Source organism: Chryseobacterium suipulveris (genome assembly GCF_022811685.1).
GTDB classification, from domain to species: domain Bacteria; phylum Bacteroidota; class Bacteroidia; order Flavobacteriales; family Weeksellaceae; genus Kaistella; species Kaistella suipulveris.
Map to the genome: position 1 here is coordinate 1,980,216 of NZ_CP094532.1, position 17,522 is coordinate 1,997,737.

Genomic DNA, 17,522 nt, shown 5'->3' on the forward strand with positions numbered 1-17,522 from the left:
CAATCATGTACAGATCAATTACCAAATATCAATTGAATAGCTTAGCGCTCCTCGCCATAATAATTTCTTGCAGCCCATTAGTGAAACAAGAAAAGAAATTTTACGTAACAGAAATTTATGAACAAGGATTTTTACTTACAAAAGATGATTCAATACAGATCGAGAACATAAAATTCAAAACAAGAAAATTGCTGATAGCTGCGAGCTTCATAAATTAAGTTGCATTATAGACGGAGGATATCAAAATGCAGAATTTAGGAACGGAATAAATAATTTTCGAAATATTATTTTCAATAATTTCAATCTTCCAAAAAACAGCAAGGAAAGTTCAAATAAATTACATATAATCATTGGAAAAAATGACAAAATAGTCATATGCCATTGAAAACACGAAAGATGAAAGAGTCAGAAATGAGCTCGAAAGAATCCTTAATCTGCCTGAAACAAAGCAATGGCAATCGGCAAGTTTTAACCGTAAGAATTTAGAATATAATCTTAAACTAAGCGTAGAAATAACTAATAAATAACCTTATAGCAACATGGAGTTACAAGAGTGGACAAAATCATACGAATATATTATTTTGCTACCTTCAAGTTCGAGGTGAGAAGATAAAGTAATAAAAATGCTAAAAAAACAACCTCCCCAGAATCACTTCCGAGGAGGTTTATATTTTTTTGGCCAATAGTTTTATGGAGCAACGAATTCCAACCATCAATTACTCAAAACCTCCGCAACCAAATTGAATTTCGGGATTTCGATTTCCAGATCTTCGTTGGTTAGAAGGTTTTTGCAGTAGTAGGTTCCGCTCATGCTTCCGACGCCGGAACGCAGCATCACGTTTGAGAAATACCGGAACTTGTCACGGGGTCTGATTTCGGGAGTCATGCCGATTACGCCTTCACCGGTAACTTCGGTAAAGCCGAAACCAACATCGTAAATGAGCCACTTTCTCCTAAGAAGTCGGATCGGTGTGTCGCCCAAATTTTCGATCGTCACATTATAACGAAAAACGAATCGGTTTTCTGCCGGAAAACTGTTTTTAAAATCATACTCGGGAATCACGGAAACTCTGATGTCGAAAGTAGTGGTTGAGAACATGTCTTTGCGTTTTCAGGTATCAATACAAAAATCCCGCCTTTTTGGAGCGGGATTCAAAATATTTAAAAAAATCTTAGAGCCAGTTTAAATTTTCTAAATAAACCTAAATTTGATTACCCCGACCCTAAAAGGCGCAAATTTAGGTTTATTTTGCATGAAATTTTCCCTCCCTTTAGGGATGGGGTAAAGGAAATTTCCAAAATAATATTCTAAACTAAATTTAGACTGGACTTAATTTTTGTTAAAGTTCGAGCGCTTTTCTTTCGTCGCCACCCATCAAAATCTCAACCGGATTGTCGATTCCTTCTTTCACTGCAACCAGGAAACCTACGGATTCTCTGCCGTCGATAATTCTGTGGTCATAAGACATTGCAACGTACATCATTGGTCGGATCACCACTTGTCCGTCCACTGCAACCGGTCTTTGGATAATGTTGTGCATTCCCAAAATCGCAGATTGCGGCGGATTGATAATCGGCGTTGAAAGCATGGATCCGAAAACGCCACCGTTGGTCACGGTGAAAGTTCCGCCGGTCATTTCGTCCACCGTGATTTTTCCGTCTCTCACTCTTTCCGCAAGTTCTTTGATATTAGCTTCTACCCCTCTGAAAGACATTGTTTCGGCGTTTCTCAAAACGGGAACCATCAAACCTTTCGGCCCGGAAACCGCGATGGAGATATCGCAGAAATCATAATTGATTTTGAAGTCGCCGTCGATCGAAGCGTTTACATCTGGATACATTTGGAGCGCTCTTGTCACCGCTTTGGTGAAGAATGACATGAATCCCAAACCAACTCCATGTTTAGCGGCGAATTCGTCTTTATATTGTTTTCTGATTCTGAAGATTTCAGACATATCCACTTCGTTGAACGTTGTCAGCATCGCAGTTTCGTTTTTCACGGAAACTAATCTTGCTGCCAATTTTCTTCTCAGAACTGAAAGTTTGGTCGTGGTAGAAGCTCTGGAACCCGAAGTTGCAGAAACCGCTCCCATTGCAGGAACTGCCGCAGTTTGAGCATCTTCCTTAGTGATTCTACCATCTCTTCCCGAACCAGAAACCTGTGCTGGATCGATGCCTTTTTCATCCAAGATTTTCTTAGCTGCAGGTGAAGGGGTTCCCGTTGCATATGTCGCCGGTTTCTCTTCTTTCTTAGCTTCCTGCACGATGGCTGGTTTTTCCACCACTTTCGCTTCCGCTTTCGGAGCTTCCGAATTTTCAGTTTTCGGAGCTTCCTTGGTTTCTGCTGTCGTAGGTTTTGCAGCGTCCATATCGATCAGGCAAACAACCTGACCTACCTGCACCACTTCGCCTTCTTCGGCTTTCAATGTGATTACACCGCTTTGTTCTGCCGGAAGTTCGAGGGTTGCCTTGTCGGAATCAACTTCTGCAATTGGCTGGTCCTTTTCAACGTAATCGCCGTCTTTAACCAACCATGATGCGATTTCAACTTCTGTGATGGATTCTCCCGGTGAAGGGACTTTCATTTCTAATATTGACATCGTGAATATTTTTGTTTAAAATTTAATGTTTATTAAGCTGTTACCGGTCTTTTTGCGGGAGCATCGTTTGTGTCGAAAACTCTGTTGATGATCGCGTTTTGGTTTCTTTCGAACATCTTGTGGCTTCCCGGAGCTGGAGATCCGCTCGGAACCGGTGCGATTACCTGGATATCGGTATTTCTGAAATTCTTCAGGATATAGGTCCAAGCTCCCATATTTTCCGGCTCTTCCTGAACCCAAAGCAACTGTTTGCGATTACCGTATTTTGCAAGGACTTCCTCAATCTTATCCATCTGAAGCGGATACAGCTGTTCAAATCTTACAAGTGCGATCGTATCGCAGTTCAGCTCCTCTCTTTTCGCGAGAAGTTCGTAATAGATTTTACCCGAACAAAGCACCAGTTTTTCAACTTTATCCGGATTTACTGCGGTATCGTCGAGGATTGGCTGGAATTGTCCGTTTGCAAAATCTTCCAATGGAGAAACCACTTTCGGATGACGAAGCAACGATTTCGGAGTCATCACCACCAAAGGTTTTCTGAAATTCCACTTCATCTGTCTTCTCAACAAATGGAAATAGTTTGCAGGAGTGGTCGCATTTGCCACGGTCATATTCTCGTTCGCACAAAGCGTAAGGAATCTTTCCAAACGTGCAGAAGAGTGTTCCGCTCCCTGTCCTTCAAATCCGTGCGGAAGTAGCATTACCAAACCATTCTGGATTTTCCATTTTTCTTCTGCGGCAACCAAATACTGGTCAACAATAATCTGAGCGCCGTTCATAAAGTCACCGAACTGCGCTTCCCAAATCGTCAAAGTGTTTGGTGAAGCCATCGCGTAACCGTAATCAAAACCAAGCACACCGTATTCTGAAAGGTGCGAGTTGAAGATATTGAAACGGCTTTCGGAAACGTGTTGCAGAGGAACATATTCTTCCTCCGTATCTTCAGTTTTCACCACTGCATGACGGTGAGAGAACGTACCTCTTTCCACATCTTCCCCGGAAATACGAACGTTGTTTCCTTCGTTTAATAAAGTTGCATAAGCCAACCATTCTCCTAAAGCCCAATCCAAAGCATTGGTTTCGATAGCTTTCAATCTTGCTTCGAAAAGACGGGTGATTTTGCTGATGAATTTTTTATCTTTTGGTAAAGTTGACATCTGTACCGCCAACTCTTTCAGTTTGTTCAGATCGAAACCTGTGTTGACAGGATTCAGCATTTCTCCTTTCGGACACATCGGGAAATCCTTCCAGTTGTCTGCCATGAAGATATCCATCGTGTTTTTCTCGATTTCTTTGGAAGCATCGAAATCCGCATCCAGCAAATGCTTGAACTTGGTTTCCATTTCCCTCAGAATTTCATCGGAAACTACGCCTTCCTTAATCAGTGCAGTTTTATAGATTTCCCGTGGATTCGGGTGTTTTGAGATTACTTTGTAAAGGTTCGGCTGGGTAAATCTCGGTTCGTCACCTTCGTTGTGGCCATATTTTCTGTAGCCCAACAAATCGATATACACATCCTTACCAAAAGTCGCACGGAAATCCGCAGCAAATCTGATCGCGTGTACCACCGCTTCCACATCATCCGCATTCACGTGCATCACAGGAGATTCGGTTACTTTCGCGATGTCGGTACAATAGTTTGACGAACGTGCATCTAAATAATTGGTGGTGAAAGAAACTTGGTTATTCACCACGATATGAACAGTTCCACCAGTTTTGTAACCGTCGAGCGTCATCATCTGTGCCACTTCGTAAACGATTCCCTGTCCAGCAATCGCACCGTCTCCGTGGATAACGATCGGAAGAACTTTTTTGTAGTCTTTGTATTTGTCGTCAACTTTTGCACGGCAAATTCCCTCAACCAAAGCCGCAACCGTTTCCAGGTGCGATGGATTCGGAGTCAGGTTAATTGCAACCTGTTCGCCGTTTTCGGTGGTAATGATTTTTGATGAACCCAAATGGTATTTCACGTCCCCAGAAAATACATCTTCCTCGAATTCCTTTCCTTCGAATTCAGAGAAAATCTGCTTGTAGGATTTCCCGAAAATATTGGTCAGAACGTTCAATCGACCTCTGTGCGCCATTCCGAGTACGACCTCATCAACTCCCAATTGCGAAGATCTGGTGATCAACTGATCCAATGCAGGGATTAATGATTCATTCCCTTCAAGTGAAAATCTCTTCTGCCCAACAAATTTGGTATGAAGATAATTTTCGAAAGCTACCGCCTGATTAAGTTTTTCAAGGATTTCGGTTTTTTCTGTAGCACTTAGCTGTGGTCGGTTTTCATTGACCTGAAGCCATTTTCTGATGTAGAGTTTTTCCTCCACATTGTTAATGTGCATGTATTCCGTACCAATGGATTTGCAATAGATTTTTTCCAGTCGGTTTACAATTTCCTGCAAAGTTGCTGCAGCAGGCATTCCGATTTCTGTGGCGGAATTAAATTTGGTGTTTAAGTCAGCTTTGCTGAGCCCGAAATTTTCAATAGCCAAAGTCGGTTCATAATGTCTTCGCTCACGAACAGGATTGGTGTTGGTGAAAAGGTGACCGCGGTGTCTGTATGCCTGAATCAGGTTCAGAATATTGAATTCCTTCTGGATATCGTTTGGAATTTGTCCGCTTGCAGCTTGTTGGTTGGCAAACTGAACTGCATTTTGCGGGGCAGAAACGGTTTTGTTTTCCCCAATTTCGTCACCGTAGCTCTCTAAAGCAAAATCAAATCCCTGGAAAAATGCTTTCCAGGAAGGCTCTAAAGAATCGGGATATTTTTGGTATTGTTGGTATAAGTCCTCTATTAACTGCGAGTGAGCAGCATTCAGAAACGAAAATTTGTCCATTACATTCTGGTTAACCGTTGAATTTTATTTAAAACACAAATTTAACAAAAAAAAGTGAAGTACTAAAGCCGAAAACGGGCTAAATAATTGGGATAGATTTTAGGTATGAAATCGAGGAAAATTGTTTCTTCAAAATTGGATGCTTCGGAATTTTTCATCGCAACGACGCAAAGAAAATTTTATTATAAACTTCATACTTTAAAGGAACGCAAAGACACTTCGTTTAGCAATAGTTCATTTCTTTTCTATTTAAAGAGATTCGTTTAATCTTAAAATAAACCTGAATTTGATCACCCCGACCCTAAAAGGAGCAAATTCAGGTTTATTTTGAAGGTAATTTTCCGCCCTTTAGGGTTGGGGTAAAGAAAATTTCCGACATAATTACAATTATTGAAATTCTATTTGAAAACAGGGAGCGACAGTTTCATTACGGTTTGATTTTCAGTGTCTGGTTCTTCGAGGAAGGTCTGCTGCAAATCGCCAGTTCTCATCGTATCTCTTTTTGCTTTGAGAAGGAGTTGCTGGATGGATTTTATTCTTCCTGCGTAGTTTCCACGGTAATAAAGGACGTAGTTTTTGGAGCCATTCAAAGTTCGGAAACTGAAACTGTTGTCGGAAACGCCCTCTCTTTTCGAAAGCGGAATTCCGTAGAAATATGACACCTCTTTGTCCTTGAAATTGTCGGCATCGGTGATCAGCACGGGTTCTCCGTATTCGTCGTCGCGTTTTCCCAAATCCATCGTCACATAGTTTTTCACCTTATTGTGGCTCATCACGATATTTTTGAAGAGGGCATCTTTGGCGTTTTTGGTGGTGACATTAATTCCGAGCAGCAACTGGCTGTCCTGGTTTTCGACCATCAAACTGTCGAATTTCAGGTTTTGTCGCTGCTCCTCTTTATCGACTTTATTTCCTAAAAGAAGATAGAGGTTCTTCATACTTTTCCCGATGTTGTCGGCAAGATAATCTTCGGTAAGCAAATTCAGCGACCTTTTCAGAAGCGGTTGTTTCGGAGTGTGGATGAACCAAATCACCCTGGTTTTGTTGTTTTCTGGTTTGAATTTTACATCAATTAGATAAGGTGTGTTTTTCCCGCCCTCGAAAAGCTGATAACGGATGGTCTGAAGCGGATTCTCGTATCTCAGGAAAAAATCGCCGAAACGGTCGTTATCTTTCCGGTCCTTATAACTTAGCGAACTCCCCTTTCCTTCATAAGGTGAAAAATACTGGATCGACAAATCGGGATTATCGGAAAAAAAAGTGTTCCATCGTGTAAAATTCTGCAGATTGCTGAACTGCGGAAAAACCTTCTCCACAGGATAAGCGATTTCTTTCTCGACGGTAAAGTTCTTACTTTCATCGACAAAAGTCATGGAAACCGTGTAAGCAGCCGCAAGTAAAAGGAGAATGAGCACCCCAAATTTGATCCAACGCATGCGCAAAAATAAGCAAAACTGAGCGAAAAAAAGTATAAAGTAGGAAGACCGAAGACGGAAGATGGAAGACGAAAGCGTATAAAACGAAAAAATAAACCTGAATTTGTCACCCCGTCTAAAGCGAGCAAATTCAGGTTTAATTAGTTGATGCCTCTTAGATTTACGGAATAATCGTTCCAGGTGTGATGACTGCGTTTTTCTTTACGACCACGATGCCGTCCTTGATGGAGTGGGTTTCGAAATCACCGTCGGGAATATGTTTTCCACCGATGATACGCACATTATCGCCAATGCGGCAGTTTTTGTCGAGGATGGCTTTTTCGATATAGCAGTATTTGCCGACACCGAGATTCGGTTTCCCTTCTTTGTCGTTTTCGATAATCTCATTGGTGTCTTGATAATAATCGGCACCCATCATATAAGAATTGATGATGGTACTTCCACGATCTACCCTGCTTCGGTTTCCAACGATGGAGTTTTCGATTTTGTCGGCCATCACGATGCAGCCGTCGCCGAAAATGGCCTTGCTCACGTACGAACCCAAAATTTTCGATGGCGGAAGCATTCTCGCTCTCGTGTAAACAGGCGCTTTCGTGAAAAGGTTGAATTTCGGAAAATCCCTTGTCAGATCAAGATTGGCGTCGAAGAAAGATTGGATGGTTCCAATGTCCGTCCAATAACCGTCGTATTGAAAGCTGAGTGTTTTGTATTTCCCGATTCCGTTTGGAATGAGTTCGCCACCGAAATCGTCGCCCGGATCTTCGGCAAACATTTTCTTCAAAACGTTCTTGCTAAAAACGTAGATTCCCATTGAAGCAAGGAATTCCTTCCCTTCGTTTCGGCTTTTTTCAGAAACTTCAGATTTCCAGTCGCCCAACAAATCGGCTGAAGGTTTTTCGATAAAGGAAGTGATATTTCCCTCGTCGTCGGATTTCAGGATTCCGAAACCGGTCGCGTCGTGTGCGTTCACAGGAATCGTCGCGATGGTAATGTCGCCATCGTTTTTACAGTGGAAATCGATCATTTCGCGGAAATCCATCTGGTAAAGCTGGTCTCCCGAAAGAATCAAAATATAGTCGTAATCGTACTTGTCGAGGTGTTTCATCGACTGTCTCACAGCATCCGCAGTTCCTTGGTACCACTGATCGTTTTCCACGTTTTGTTCAGCTGCCAAAATATCCACAAAACCTTTACTAAAGATATCGAAGTGAAACGAATTCTTAATATGCGAATTCAAAGAAGCCGAGTTAAACTGAGTTAAAACCAAAATCCTGTTGTACCCCGAATTGAGGCAGTTGGAAATCGGAATATCGACCAACCTGTATTTTCCCGCAATCGGAACGGCTGGTTTGGAACGTGAATAAGTAAGTGGAAAAAGACGAGTACCTCTTCCACCGCCGAGAACTATTGAGATTACGCTGGGTTTCATAAAAGTTTCTTTGTGTTTAGCGTGCAATTTTTACGCATAACAATATTACTGAATTTTACGTCGCAATCAAAATATATTGTCTCATAAAATTGGAATAAGTGGGAAGATTAAGGAAAGTTAATGTGAGAGTGGAAAGGTTGAGCTTGAGGTTGAGCTTGAGCTTGAGGTTAAGCTTTAATAGAAGCACTAAAACAAAGCTTGATAGTTTTTCTTTTCCAAAATATTTCTAAGTACGATCACAAAATCAGAATTGGCTTCGGTACGTTGTTCCCAAGACATTTCGGGGTCTAAAAGAATTTCTTTTACCATTACAATCATCTCGGGCGCATTATCATATTTCCCAGAAAAAAAGTGTACAGCATTTACTTTTCTAAATCCATGAAAAGAGCCATCTTCTTTCTTAATGGTCAACCGATCCACATAATAATCTTTGAATGATCAGTTTTGTTCTACTCATGTTGCATTCGACCAAAAATAAGAAGACACCTACATCGCTGCAAGTGTCTGATTTAGAGAGCGTGGCCCAGCTTGGGCTCGAACCAAGGACTTACTGATTATGAGTCATTTAATTTATTTTTTATTATACTTTACATTGTTTTATTATACTTTATTTTTAACTGATTTTCAATACTTTACAAGATATTGTTTCTTATTCTAATTTACTTTTCTTTATATTTGCAGTGCAAATGTTCGTCAAATGTTCGTCAAAAAAAAGTATAAATAATGACCACTTTTCAGTTTACTTTAAAGAATAATGCTAAATCAAATGGTGAAAAAAGTATCATTATCTCCATCATCAAAGACCGAAAAAACACAAGTTTGTCCATCAGACATTCCTGTAAAGAAGAACAGTGGAGTTATGAAACGGAACGCGTCAAAAAAAATCATCCAAATTCTGAGAAAATTAACAAGTTTATTGACAAGTATAAGGTCATCATTTCAAATGCAATTGACAATCTTGAAGATGAAAACATCCCATACACTTTGCAGGATGTGATCTATGAAATCAAAAACTACAAAGGCGATGTAAAAGCGGTTTCTTATACCGATTTTCAGGAAAACATTATTGAAAATTTGAAAAAATCGGACAAGATTGGAACTGCGAGAGTAGAAAGAGATACGCTTAATTCTCTGCAAAATTTCTTTGGTAAAGATCAAATCGGATTTAATGAAATACGATATCTGTCACTTAAAAATTACGAAGCCCATTGCATTGCTAAAGGCAACAAGCCAGCAACTATTGGAATCAGAATGCGAACTATCCGAAATGTGTTCAATCAGGCAATCAAAGGAAAAGTAATCAAAGAAAAGCAATACCCTTTCAAAGATTACAAAATCTCTCAAATAAAAAGCACGAGCAAGAAAGAATTTCTCACCAAAACGGAAATCAAATCATTGAACGCCTATGAACCAGCAGATCAATATGAAGAGTTCGCAAAAGATATGTTCCTTTTCAGTTATTATTCAAGAGGAATAAATTTTATCGATTTGATACAGCTTGAAAAAAACTCTGTAGCAAACAAAATCATATCATATTACAGAGAGAAGACTGGCGTTGCGGTAAAATTCAAGTTAAATGATACGACAGAAAAAATTATTGAAAAATACATGTCTGAACAGGAGTCAAAATATATTTTCAACATCCTGAAAACCAATAATCCTTCAAAGACCTATTTGAAAAATAAATCACAGAAATACCTCACTGTTTACGTCAATAAATATCTGAAAAATATAATGACGAAGTTAGAAATTAATAAGAACATCACCTATTACTGCGCCAGACATTCGTTTGCCACAGCCCTAAAGTTTGAGAATGTTTCAATTGAAATCATCCGGGAAGCACTTGGACATAAAGACATTAATTCAACTATGTCTTACTTAAATTCTTTACCGGATGCGAAACTGGATAAGATTATTGAAGATGTTATCAAGTAGAAAATTAAATTATCTTTTGCGAAATTTACTCTTGAAATTTCGTGAAGCTTCCTCAAGAATTTCAACCATTGTTTTTAGAACGGTAATTATTTAACCAATTGTCAATATCTTTTCGGCTAAACAATAGCATTTTTCCTATTTTTATGAAAGGCATATCGAGTGTTGATTTCATTTTGTAAACGGTGGATCTACTGACACCAAAATACATAGCTAATTCTCCAGTTGCCATCAATTGATCAGTGTAATTTTCTTCAATCGCTGTCTGTGTTTGTTGAAGTAATTGTTGAAGCAAGACTTCGATTTTTTGTAATCGTTCGTTTATTAACTCAAAAGAATTTTCCATAATTTATTTGATTTAGATTGATTAATTATAATGACTACTCCATTCTGTACCATACTGCCGTCATTGGTTCTCATAACAAAATTAGCAGATATTTGCGACAAAAAGCATTTGTAATAATGTTCTTTAATCCAGAACGCTTACATTTGATTTTTCTTCTTTATTTTAGACCTATGAAGTTCCTTTTTATCTCCGATACGCACTCAAGACACAGAAGACTAACCAGTTTGCCTGAAGCTGATGTAATTATTCATGCCGGAGATATTTCGAAAGTTGGCAAAGAATACGAAGTGGAAGATTTTGTGGACTGGTTTTCTAATCTGAATTATCAGCACAAAATTCTCATTGCCGGGAATCATGATTTCTTTTTTGAAAGGGAAACGAACGAGAATATTCAGCATATTCTGAATGACAATATCATTTACTTGCACAATTCGCAGGTTGAAATTGAAGGAATAAGAATTTGGGGATCTCCCTATACTCCAAGATTTTTCAACTGGGCTTTTAATCTCCACCGGGGAACTGATCTTGAAAAGAATTGGCAACAGATTCCAATTGATACGGATATTTTAGTAACGCATGGTCCACCATTTGGAATTTTAGACCGAACAGTTTCCGGGTTGAATGTCGGTTGTAAAGAGCTGATGAAAAAAGTTAAAGAAGTTCAACCAAAATATCATTTATTCGGGCATATTCACGAAGGCTACGGAATGCTACAAAGTGAAAAAACCACTTTTATCAATGGCAGCGTTTTGAATGAGCGATATGAATTGGTAAACTCACCGATACTGTTTGAATTGGAGAAATAAAGCGGTTTTCAAAATTTTCCAGTTTTTCACTACTTGACAAGTTCTGTTCAAAAAATTTGGGCGTTCAATGACAATGAACAGGTAAAAATATTGAACATTAGTTTAATTTTTATGGTTATTCAGTTTGTCATTAATTTCATTCATCGTTTCAATTAAAACTTGAAAACTGGGGCTTTCGCCGACAATCATATTGACTTGCATGATTCTGTAATCATTTTCCCAATCAGCAATTACATCATCAGGTGGAATAGTGTTGATAAATCCTTTTTTGTGGTTTTCATAATTAATCCATTTGGAGCGATTCATTTTCTCTCTGAAAACAACTATCTTTTCAAAAAGTTCATCATCCTCTAAAGCGTTTTTTCCAAATTCGGTGTGATATAACTGAAATAAGTCGAATAAATGACGGCTCATTCTTTCAGTTCTTATTTTTTCAGTTGGTTTTGAAAACTCCTCGTGAAGCAAAAGAATTTTTTCTAAAAATGTTTTTGTCGGGACAGTAACTAAAACTTCAAATGGTGGTAATAAAAACGGAGCATCTTTATAATAGTTTTCGATAAATGATTGCACTACTTTTTTCTCGGAAGGTTCGGTCAATGCTCTCGCCCCCATTTCAATCAGGACTTTCTGTTGAACATAACTTTCTTGGGGAATTACACTTTTATAGACCAATTCTAAATGATTGGGATCACTGAGATCATCCACTATTTCTGAAAATTTGATTTCGTAATCCGAGTCGTTAATACCCAATTTTTCAAGTTGGTGAATCAGTTCTTCTCGAAAATCTGAGATTACAAATTTTCCTGCCGTTTTACGCAGTTTCTTCATTTGCGTTTTTGTTTCGGGATCATCTGTAAATCCTAACAGATTTTTATCTATAATCAAATCGACATCTTCAGAAAATCGCTCAATAATCTGATATGCCTTGCTTAACGATGTTCCCCCTTTGAAAATAATTTGGTCTTTATATTTCGACTGAAAAACTGCGCGTAAAACCATACAAACCCACCAATCTTTCTCTATCGCAAATGGCGCATAACCTGTATATAAAGCCAATTGGTTTAGCGTTTCAATCCTTTGTTCTTTGGTAAGTTGCTGATGCCACATTTTATGATTGATATATATTCTTTATTCTTTTTTGAATCCAAACGGGTGCGTATTTTAATTGAGAAAGCAGGACTTTTTCATCTAATTTCTTAATATAAACAGTGAGTTTTTCTTCAAAATCGTCCGAAATATTTTTTTCACCCGTAATTTTGTATGCCTGAATAATAAGTTGAAGTAAATCATCCTTAACTGCCAAATTCCTTGGCGCTGTTTTTTTGAATTTTATGATACTTTTACCGATCTTTATCTCTCTTTGAGCACCGTCTGTAAGATAAACTGCGTGAAGCGGAATTTGGGTAGAAAGTCCCAATAAGTACATCGCCATAATTCCTGTAGGTGCAATTCTGGCCTTATCTCTTTTGGCGATTTCTTTGGCAATTTCTTCAATACTTGGATATATTACTCCCAAAAGTTTGTCCACCTTCGGAACCAAATAAATTCCGTGCGCCAAACGTTGCAATTTTCCCTGCTCCTCCAAACGACGAAGAATCTGCCGAATATTTTCAGCAGAACCAAATTTTTGAAAATCTTCTGCGAAATATATTTTTCCCTTTGAAGATTTTCTTATCTTATTTTCTATTTGATTATGAGTGTTTTGTATCACTTTCTTCAAAATTATCTGTCACAAATTTAGTAAATATTAGTGACAAAACATGAAGGTTATTTAGTGTAATTTACCATACAATTAATCTAAAATGGAAAATCCAGGAAAAAGATTTCCCAAAGGATAAAGATGTAATGAACTCGCCTGACATAGCACTGAAAATAACAATCTATAAATGGTCATAACCAATCATTTTTTTTTGATAGACTACAATAAATTCTACTAAAATTCTTTTTTGAGTTCCCGTAATTGGTTTAACAAAATACCTCGAAGTTCCCTATCCTCCTCTTTTTTAAGCAATTTCTGAATCTCGATAAATTTTTGACTTCCATTCTTGAATTTTTCCGAATTTACAAATTCTTCCAACCAACAGGAAAAATCAGAAAGATTTGCATTATTACTTCTATACTTGAAATCTACCAAGTACTCCGGTATATCAATATTTGAGTTTTCATATTTTTCAATGGGAATGAGTGCTTTATCAAAAAACTTATCAAGAATGTAAGTGTTGGAGCAAAATGATCTAAAAATCATTTGTTCTGCTTGTTTGATTTTTCCAGATTTTAAGAGAATGATTGCCAGTTCAAACAGGAAATCAGGAAAACCAGCATCATCCGGAAAATTCTTGTGGAACCAGTTCAAATATCTAAGACCGCCTGACCAATCCTGAAGCTTAATATAATATTGTGGCGGCAAATACCGAAGACCACGACTGTCATCATAGAAACCTCCCCATCTTCTTTTGTCTGCCGACAATTCTGATTTTATTTTTTTAATTTTTAGCTTTATTTTTTCTGCTTGTTTTTCTGTCATGCTGTAAAAACTTTTTATTGATAAATGCTTTGCCAAGTAATACTGCTTTCTAAAGAAAAATTTATTACGGACAATTCAAAAAAGCATCTACCGTTGAGTGAATTTTGTTTTGCCAATCAGTAACTTTCTGAATTGGTTCAATAAATATTAAACTACAGTTCTTTTCTGACATTAAATCTTCCTCTTGACTGCTGACATAATTGCCACTTTTGATTGTTGTAGAATGTCCTGGATAAATCAAACCAGTTTTCGATCCATTGTAGTAGCGGTGGTAAACATACATTTGTCTTAAATCATTTGGGGAAGGATTGAAATCGCCTAAATTCTTCCATTTCGTATCTAAAATTGCCACCTCTTCCGTCACTTTATTCTTAATTATTATGTCCGCCTGCATTTTACTGTAATATCCATCTGATGGTTTCCAGAATTTTCGTGATTTTTGGGCTGAGACAGAACAGTTTTTTAATCTTCTTTTTAATGTAATAAAAACGAATTGCTCCCAAAGCACATTCATATTAAACATTAGGGCTATTACATCATTTCTGCCTTTGCTTATATCCGGATGCCAATTCAACAGGAGAAGCTGAGCTATTTTTACAGCAGTTTTATAATCTGCATTTTTTCTGTCGAATCTAATTCTCTCGAATGTAATTTCAGTAACCTTTATATCATCCAACTCAGGAAAATTCAGAAATAATGAACCAATTCTACTTTGCAAAGCCACATTCGAATTGAGTTTAGAAATAAGTTTTAATCCCTTATACAGAATTTTTAGGATAAGGTGGTCATTACTGTAATGAGTATGTTTAGTGTAAAACCTTTCTTGATGTGAAAGATTATGACTGATATTTTTCGCAAAATGAATCTGACCTTTTAACGCTCTAATATTGCCTTCAGTATGGACATATTTTTTTATCAATCCTTTTTGCAACAGTCTTTCAAGCTCATTTACGAACAATTCAAAATACAAATCCAAAATAGAATTTTTTCTTACTGACAATGTTGAGCTACCGCTTTGTTTTACTTCAAATCCCCAAATGGTTTGAATCATTCCGATCAGAATTGCTCTCCATTCTTCTTCACCGTCTTTATCAGCTTTAGGTAAAACTTCAATTGAATATTTTCCGACCTGCAAAACACCAACATATTCATTAAACTGCACACCATCCCTGATCAGAGAAAAGAACGGGCTATAGCTTCCGTAATATTTCTCTAACTGCAAATGAACATTTTTCGGCAATCGGTTTGCACCTGAATGAACGAAAATTTTCTCATGTTCAAAAACCGTTATTCTATTGATATCGCTAATCAATGTCTTGTTTCATTAACAGTTTAATTGCCTTCTCAAAATCCATTATTACCCGGTTACCTTTCCACATTATTTCATAATCTGGATTAATACGGTAATCCACTATTTCAAAACTTTCTTTTTCAGCATAGTTCTGAAAATCCGCATAATCGAAATCCGCAAATTCGGATACTTCTTTGTCACTTCTAACAAATCCCTGTCCTAAAATTAATCCGATTTTTCCGTAATCACCAAAAAAATACTCCTGTAACAAAGGAATTATATTTTTGTAGAATGACTCCAACAATGTTTCTTCATTTTTGTTTAGAAAATAAGCATGACCAATGCTGTGATCCCTGTCAATCAATTTTTCAATCCTATTATTGATGGTGTGCATGATTCTGTACAATTCAAACCCATGAACAACATCCTGCAACCCCGCTAAATCATATTTTGGAGGCATTTCTTCAAATGAAAATCTTCGTCTCAATGCAGTATCAAGGGCTTCAACACTTCTATCTGCTGTATTCATTGTTCCAATAATGTAAAGATTGCCCGGAACACCAAATTTGGACTTACTATACGGCAAAGTAACCTGCAGGGCTTCTGTATTTCCAGCTCTTTTATCTTCCTCAATCAAAGTTATTAATTCTCCAAATATCTGGGATACATTTCCTCTGTTAATCTCATCAATAATCAAGACAAATAATGGCACACTTTCGACAGATGCGCTTTGATTGCTTTGATTGTTTTTTAGTTTGTTATTTATATAATTTAAAACTGCCCAATATGCCGTGGAATTGGAACCACCAATAGCTCCCCTGAATTCTTTATCAATATTTTTTACTGCAGACAAATCAGGTAATGCCAGATATAATTTCTTTACGCGATTGTAGGATACAGTATAATCCCTGCTATTTGATTTAGAAGGTTGGACTTTTAGATTTCCGTTTGCTGTAACATCTAACATTTTCATACCCATTCCTGCGGTTTGTATTGGGAGGACAAGAACTTTATCTTTTGAAAGCATCGCTGTTGTTTCAGAAATTAGCTCTGCCCAAGCATCATCAAACCCATATTCGGCTGTTTGAGCTCCTGAGTCCGGTTTTGCTTCGGCTGCTTTCTGTGCGAGCTTCTTGAAAATACCGTCCTGTATTTCATACACAATACTGCGTTTTCCATCTTCATCTTCCTCTATTTCCGGTTTTATTCCTTCTATAAAATCTTCATAACTCATACTCTGGTGAAAGGTTGTAAAAACTATTTTACCTTCTTTCACCAATCGGTCGTATTCTTGCTTTACCGCTCTTCTTTCTTGTGAAAAATCAAAATCAGGTGATATGATTTGGATTGCTTTATTAATGCTATTGTACGTTTTACCAGTTCCGGGTGGTCCAAAAAGAATTTGATTCAGCGGTTGCTTTTCAATAATTCCCTCTTCAATTTCTTCTGGTTTTACATCCTCTTCTTCTTCCAGGTCTTCTTCAAGTTTTTCTAGCGGTTTGTATTTTTCGAAGCGCTCATACATTTTCTTAATCATCTGCTCCTGTTCATGCAGTGTGAAACGTCTTGCAACAAAATCCGGATACTTCTCTTTCATCTTGTCAATTGCAGATTCTACGATTGGAAAAATCTTTTCTAAAGTCGCACTCATATCATCTTTGAACTCATCAAATTCAGAGTATTTTGCACCGGAATAAACTCCAAAGAATTCCATTTTATTAGTATCCGGTCCAATATAGACTAAAGGAAAAGTGTCTTTTACCTCTGCTTTAATGCTTCTTATCAGTTCAAGTGCATATTCGTTTTGCTTATCATGCGGTTTCTTCGTTTGGTTAAACTGCACATAAAACTCAATCTTTTTAGGACGCATATCAATAACAAGATTGATGAGATCACCCGAAGAACCGGGATATGCAACAGGAATAAACCAAAAAGTAGTGGAAAAATATTTTGATTTTTCGGTACCAATGAAATAGTTCAGCTCCGCTCCTTTAGTTGCTTTCTGTCTGACTGAAAAGGTGAAATTTGGATCTGCTTCATTTTTACTTTTCAGATAATTAAAAAACTGTAGCTGAAGGTCTTTGTATTTGCTCATTTTTGTAATTTCAATTATTGCTTATTTCTTGATTAGGATACCGATAGTTAATAACAAACCTAAAGCAGGAGAGTGAGTAATGTGAACATATGCTCTAAAACTTTTAGTTGCAAAATTATTCAATTCAACATTCGCATTGTAAACCTGCTTTAAATCCATTTCCCATTCTTTATTAGTTGAACTTCTAATAAACCAAATAATGATTTTACGACATATTCATAAC

14 protein-coding genes are annotated in these 17,522 nt (G+C 37.5%); 2 read left to right on the forward strand and 12 right to left on the reverse strand.

What is annotated here, in order from left to right:
* Positions 1-712 precede the first annotated feature (712 nt).
* From apaG to MTP09_RS09340, 6 genes are all read right to left on the reverse strand, one after another.
* Positions 713-1,099, reverse strand: coding sequence for a Co2+/Mg2+ efflux protein ApaG (gene apaG / locus MTP09_RS09315; RefSeq protein ID WP_243548144.1), 387 nt, complete (start codon positions 1,097-1,099; stop codon positions 713-715).
* A gap of 241 nt (positions 1,100-1,340) precedes the next feature.
* A complete protein-coding gene (odhB, locus tag MTP09_RS09320; protein ID WP_243548145.1) occupies positions 1,341-2,600 on the reverse strand; it encodes a 2-oxoglutarate dehydrogenase complex dihydrolipoyllysine-residue succinyltransferase in 1,260 nt (419 codons plus the stop codon).
* A gap of 32 nt (positions 2,601-2,632) precedes the next feature.
* Positions 2,633-5,440: a 2-oxoglutarate dehydrogenase E1 component gene (locus tag MTP09_RS09325; protein WP_243548146.1), complete on the reverse strand. Its 2,808-nt coding sequence runs from the start codon at positions 5,438-5,440 to the stop codon at positions 2,633-2,635.
* A gap of 398 nt (positions 5,441-5,838) precedes the next feature.
* On the reverse strand, positions 5,839-6,855 hold the full coding sequence (locus MTP09_RS09330) for an SRPBCC family protein (protein WP_243548147.1): 1,017 nt from the start codon (positions 6,853-6,855) through the stop codon (positions 5,839-5,841).
* 181 nt (positions 6,856-7,036) lie between these two features.
* Positions 7,037-8,305, reverse strand: coding sequence for a glucose-1-phosphate adenylyltransferase (locus MTP09_RS09335; RefSeq protein WP_243548148.1), 1,269 nt, complete (start codon positions 8,303-8,305; stop codon positions 7,037-7,039).
* Between the two features lie 186 nt (positions 8,306-8,491).
* The gene (locus MTP09_RS09340; protein ID WP_243548149.1) at positions 8,492-8,725 is read right to left on the reverse strand and encodes a hypothetical protein; all 234 of its coding nucleotides are present in this window, start codon (positions 8,723-8,725) and stop codon (positions 8,492-8,494) included.
* 303 nt (positions 8,726-9,028) lie between these two features.
* Between MTP09_RS09340 and MTP09_RS09345 the strand changes: the two genes are divergently transcribed.
* Positions 9,029-10,240 carry a site-specific integrase gene (locus MTP09_RS09345; protein WP_243548150.1) on the forward strand — a complete coding sequence of 404 codons (1,212 nt, stop codon included), beginning with the start codon at positions 9,029-9,031 and terminating at the stop codon, positions 10,238-10,240.
* A 61-nt stretch (positions 10,241-10,301) separates the two neighbouring features.
* Here MTP09_RS09345 and MTP09_RS09350 read toward each other — a convergent pair whose 3' ends face one another.
* The gene (locus tag MTP09_RS09350; RefSeq protein WP_243548151.1) at positions 10,302-10,583 is read right to left on the reverse strand and encodes a helix-turn-helix domain-containing protein; all 282 of its coding nucleotides are present in this window, start codon (positions 10,581-10,583) and stop codon (positions 10,302-10,304) included.
* A gap of 170 nt (positions 10,584-10,753) precedes the next feature.
* Here MTP09_RS09350 and MTP09_RS09355 point away from each other — a divergent pair, with 170 nt between their 5' ends.
* On the forward strand, positions 10,754-11,389 hold the full coding sequence (locus tag MTP09_RS09355; protein ID WP_243548152.1) for a metallophosphatase domain-containing protein: 636 nt from the start codon (positions 10,754-10,756) through the stop codon (positions 11,387-11,389).
* Between the two features lie 102 nt (positions 11,390-11,491).
* On the opposite strand, the gene MTP09_RS09360 is transcribed toward MTP09_RS09355, so the two are convergent.
* The 5 genes from MTP09_RS09360 to MTP09_RS09380 form a co-directional block, all read right to left on the reverse strand.
* Positions 11,492-12,496 (reverse strand): nucleotidyl transferase AbiEii/AbiGii toxin family protein, encoded by a 1,005-nt coding sequence (locus MTP09_RS09360; RefSeq protein ID WP_243548153.1) that lies wholly within the window; start codon positions 12,494-12,496, stop codon positions 11,492-11,494.
* Between the two features lies 1 nt (position 12,497).
* Complete coding sequence (locus tag MTP09_RS09365; protein WP_243548154.1) at positions 12,498-13,100, reverse strand: DUF6088 family protein; 603 nt, start codon at positions 13,098-13,100, stop codon at positions 12,498-12,500.
* A 222-nt stretch (positions 13,101-13,322) separates the two neighbouring features.
* Complete coding sequence (locus MTP09_RS09370) at positions 13,323-13,913, reverse strand: tetratricopeptide repeat protein (RefSeq protein ID WP_243548155.1); 591 nt, start codon at positions 13,911-13,913, stop codon at positions 13,323-13,325.
* 64 nt (positions 13,914-13,977) lie between these two features.
* Positions 13,978-15,225 carry an McrC family protein gene (locus tag MTP09_RS09375; protein ID WP_243548156.1) on the reverse strand — a complete coding sequence of 416 codons (1,248 nt, stop codon included), beginning with the start codon at positions 15,223-15,225 and terminating at the stop codon, positions 13,978-13,980.
* Positions 15,218-17,299, reverse strand: a complete 2,082-nt coding sequence (locus MTP09_RS09380; RefSeq protein ID WP_243548157.1) for an McrB family protein — start codon at positions 17,297-17,299, stop codon at positions 15,218-15,220. The genes MTP09_RS09375 and MTP09_RS09380 overlap by 8 nt, the downstream gene beginning before the upstream one ends.
* Positions 17,300-17,522: the final 223 nt, after the last annotated feature.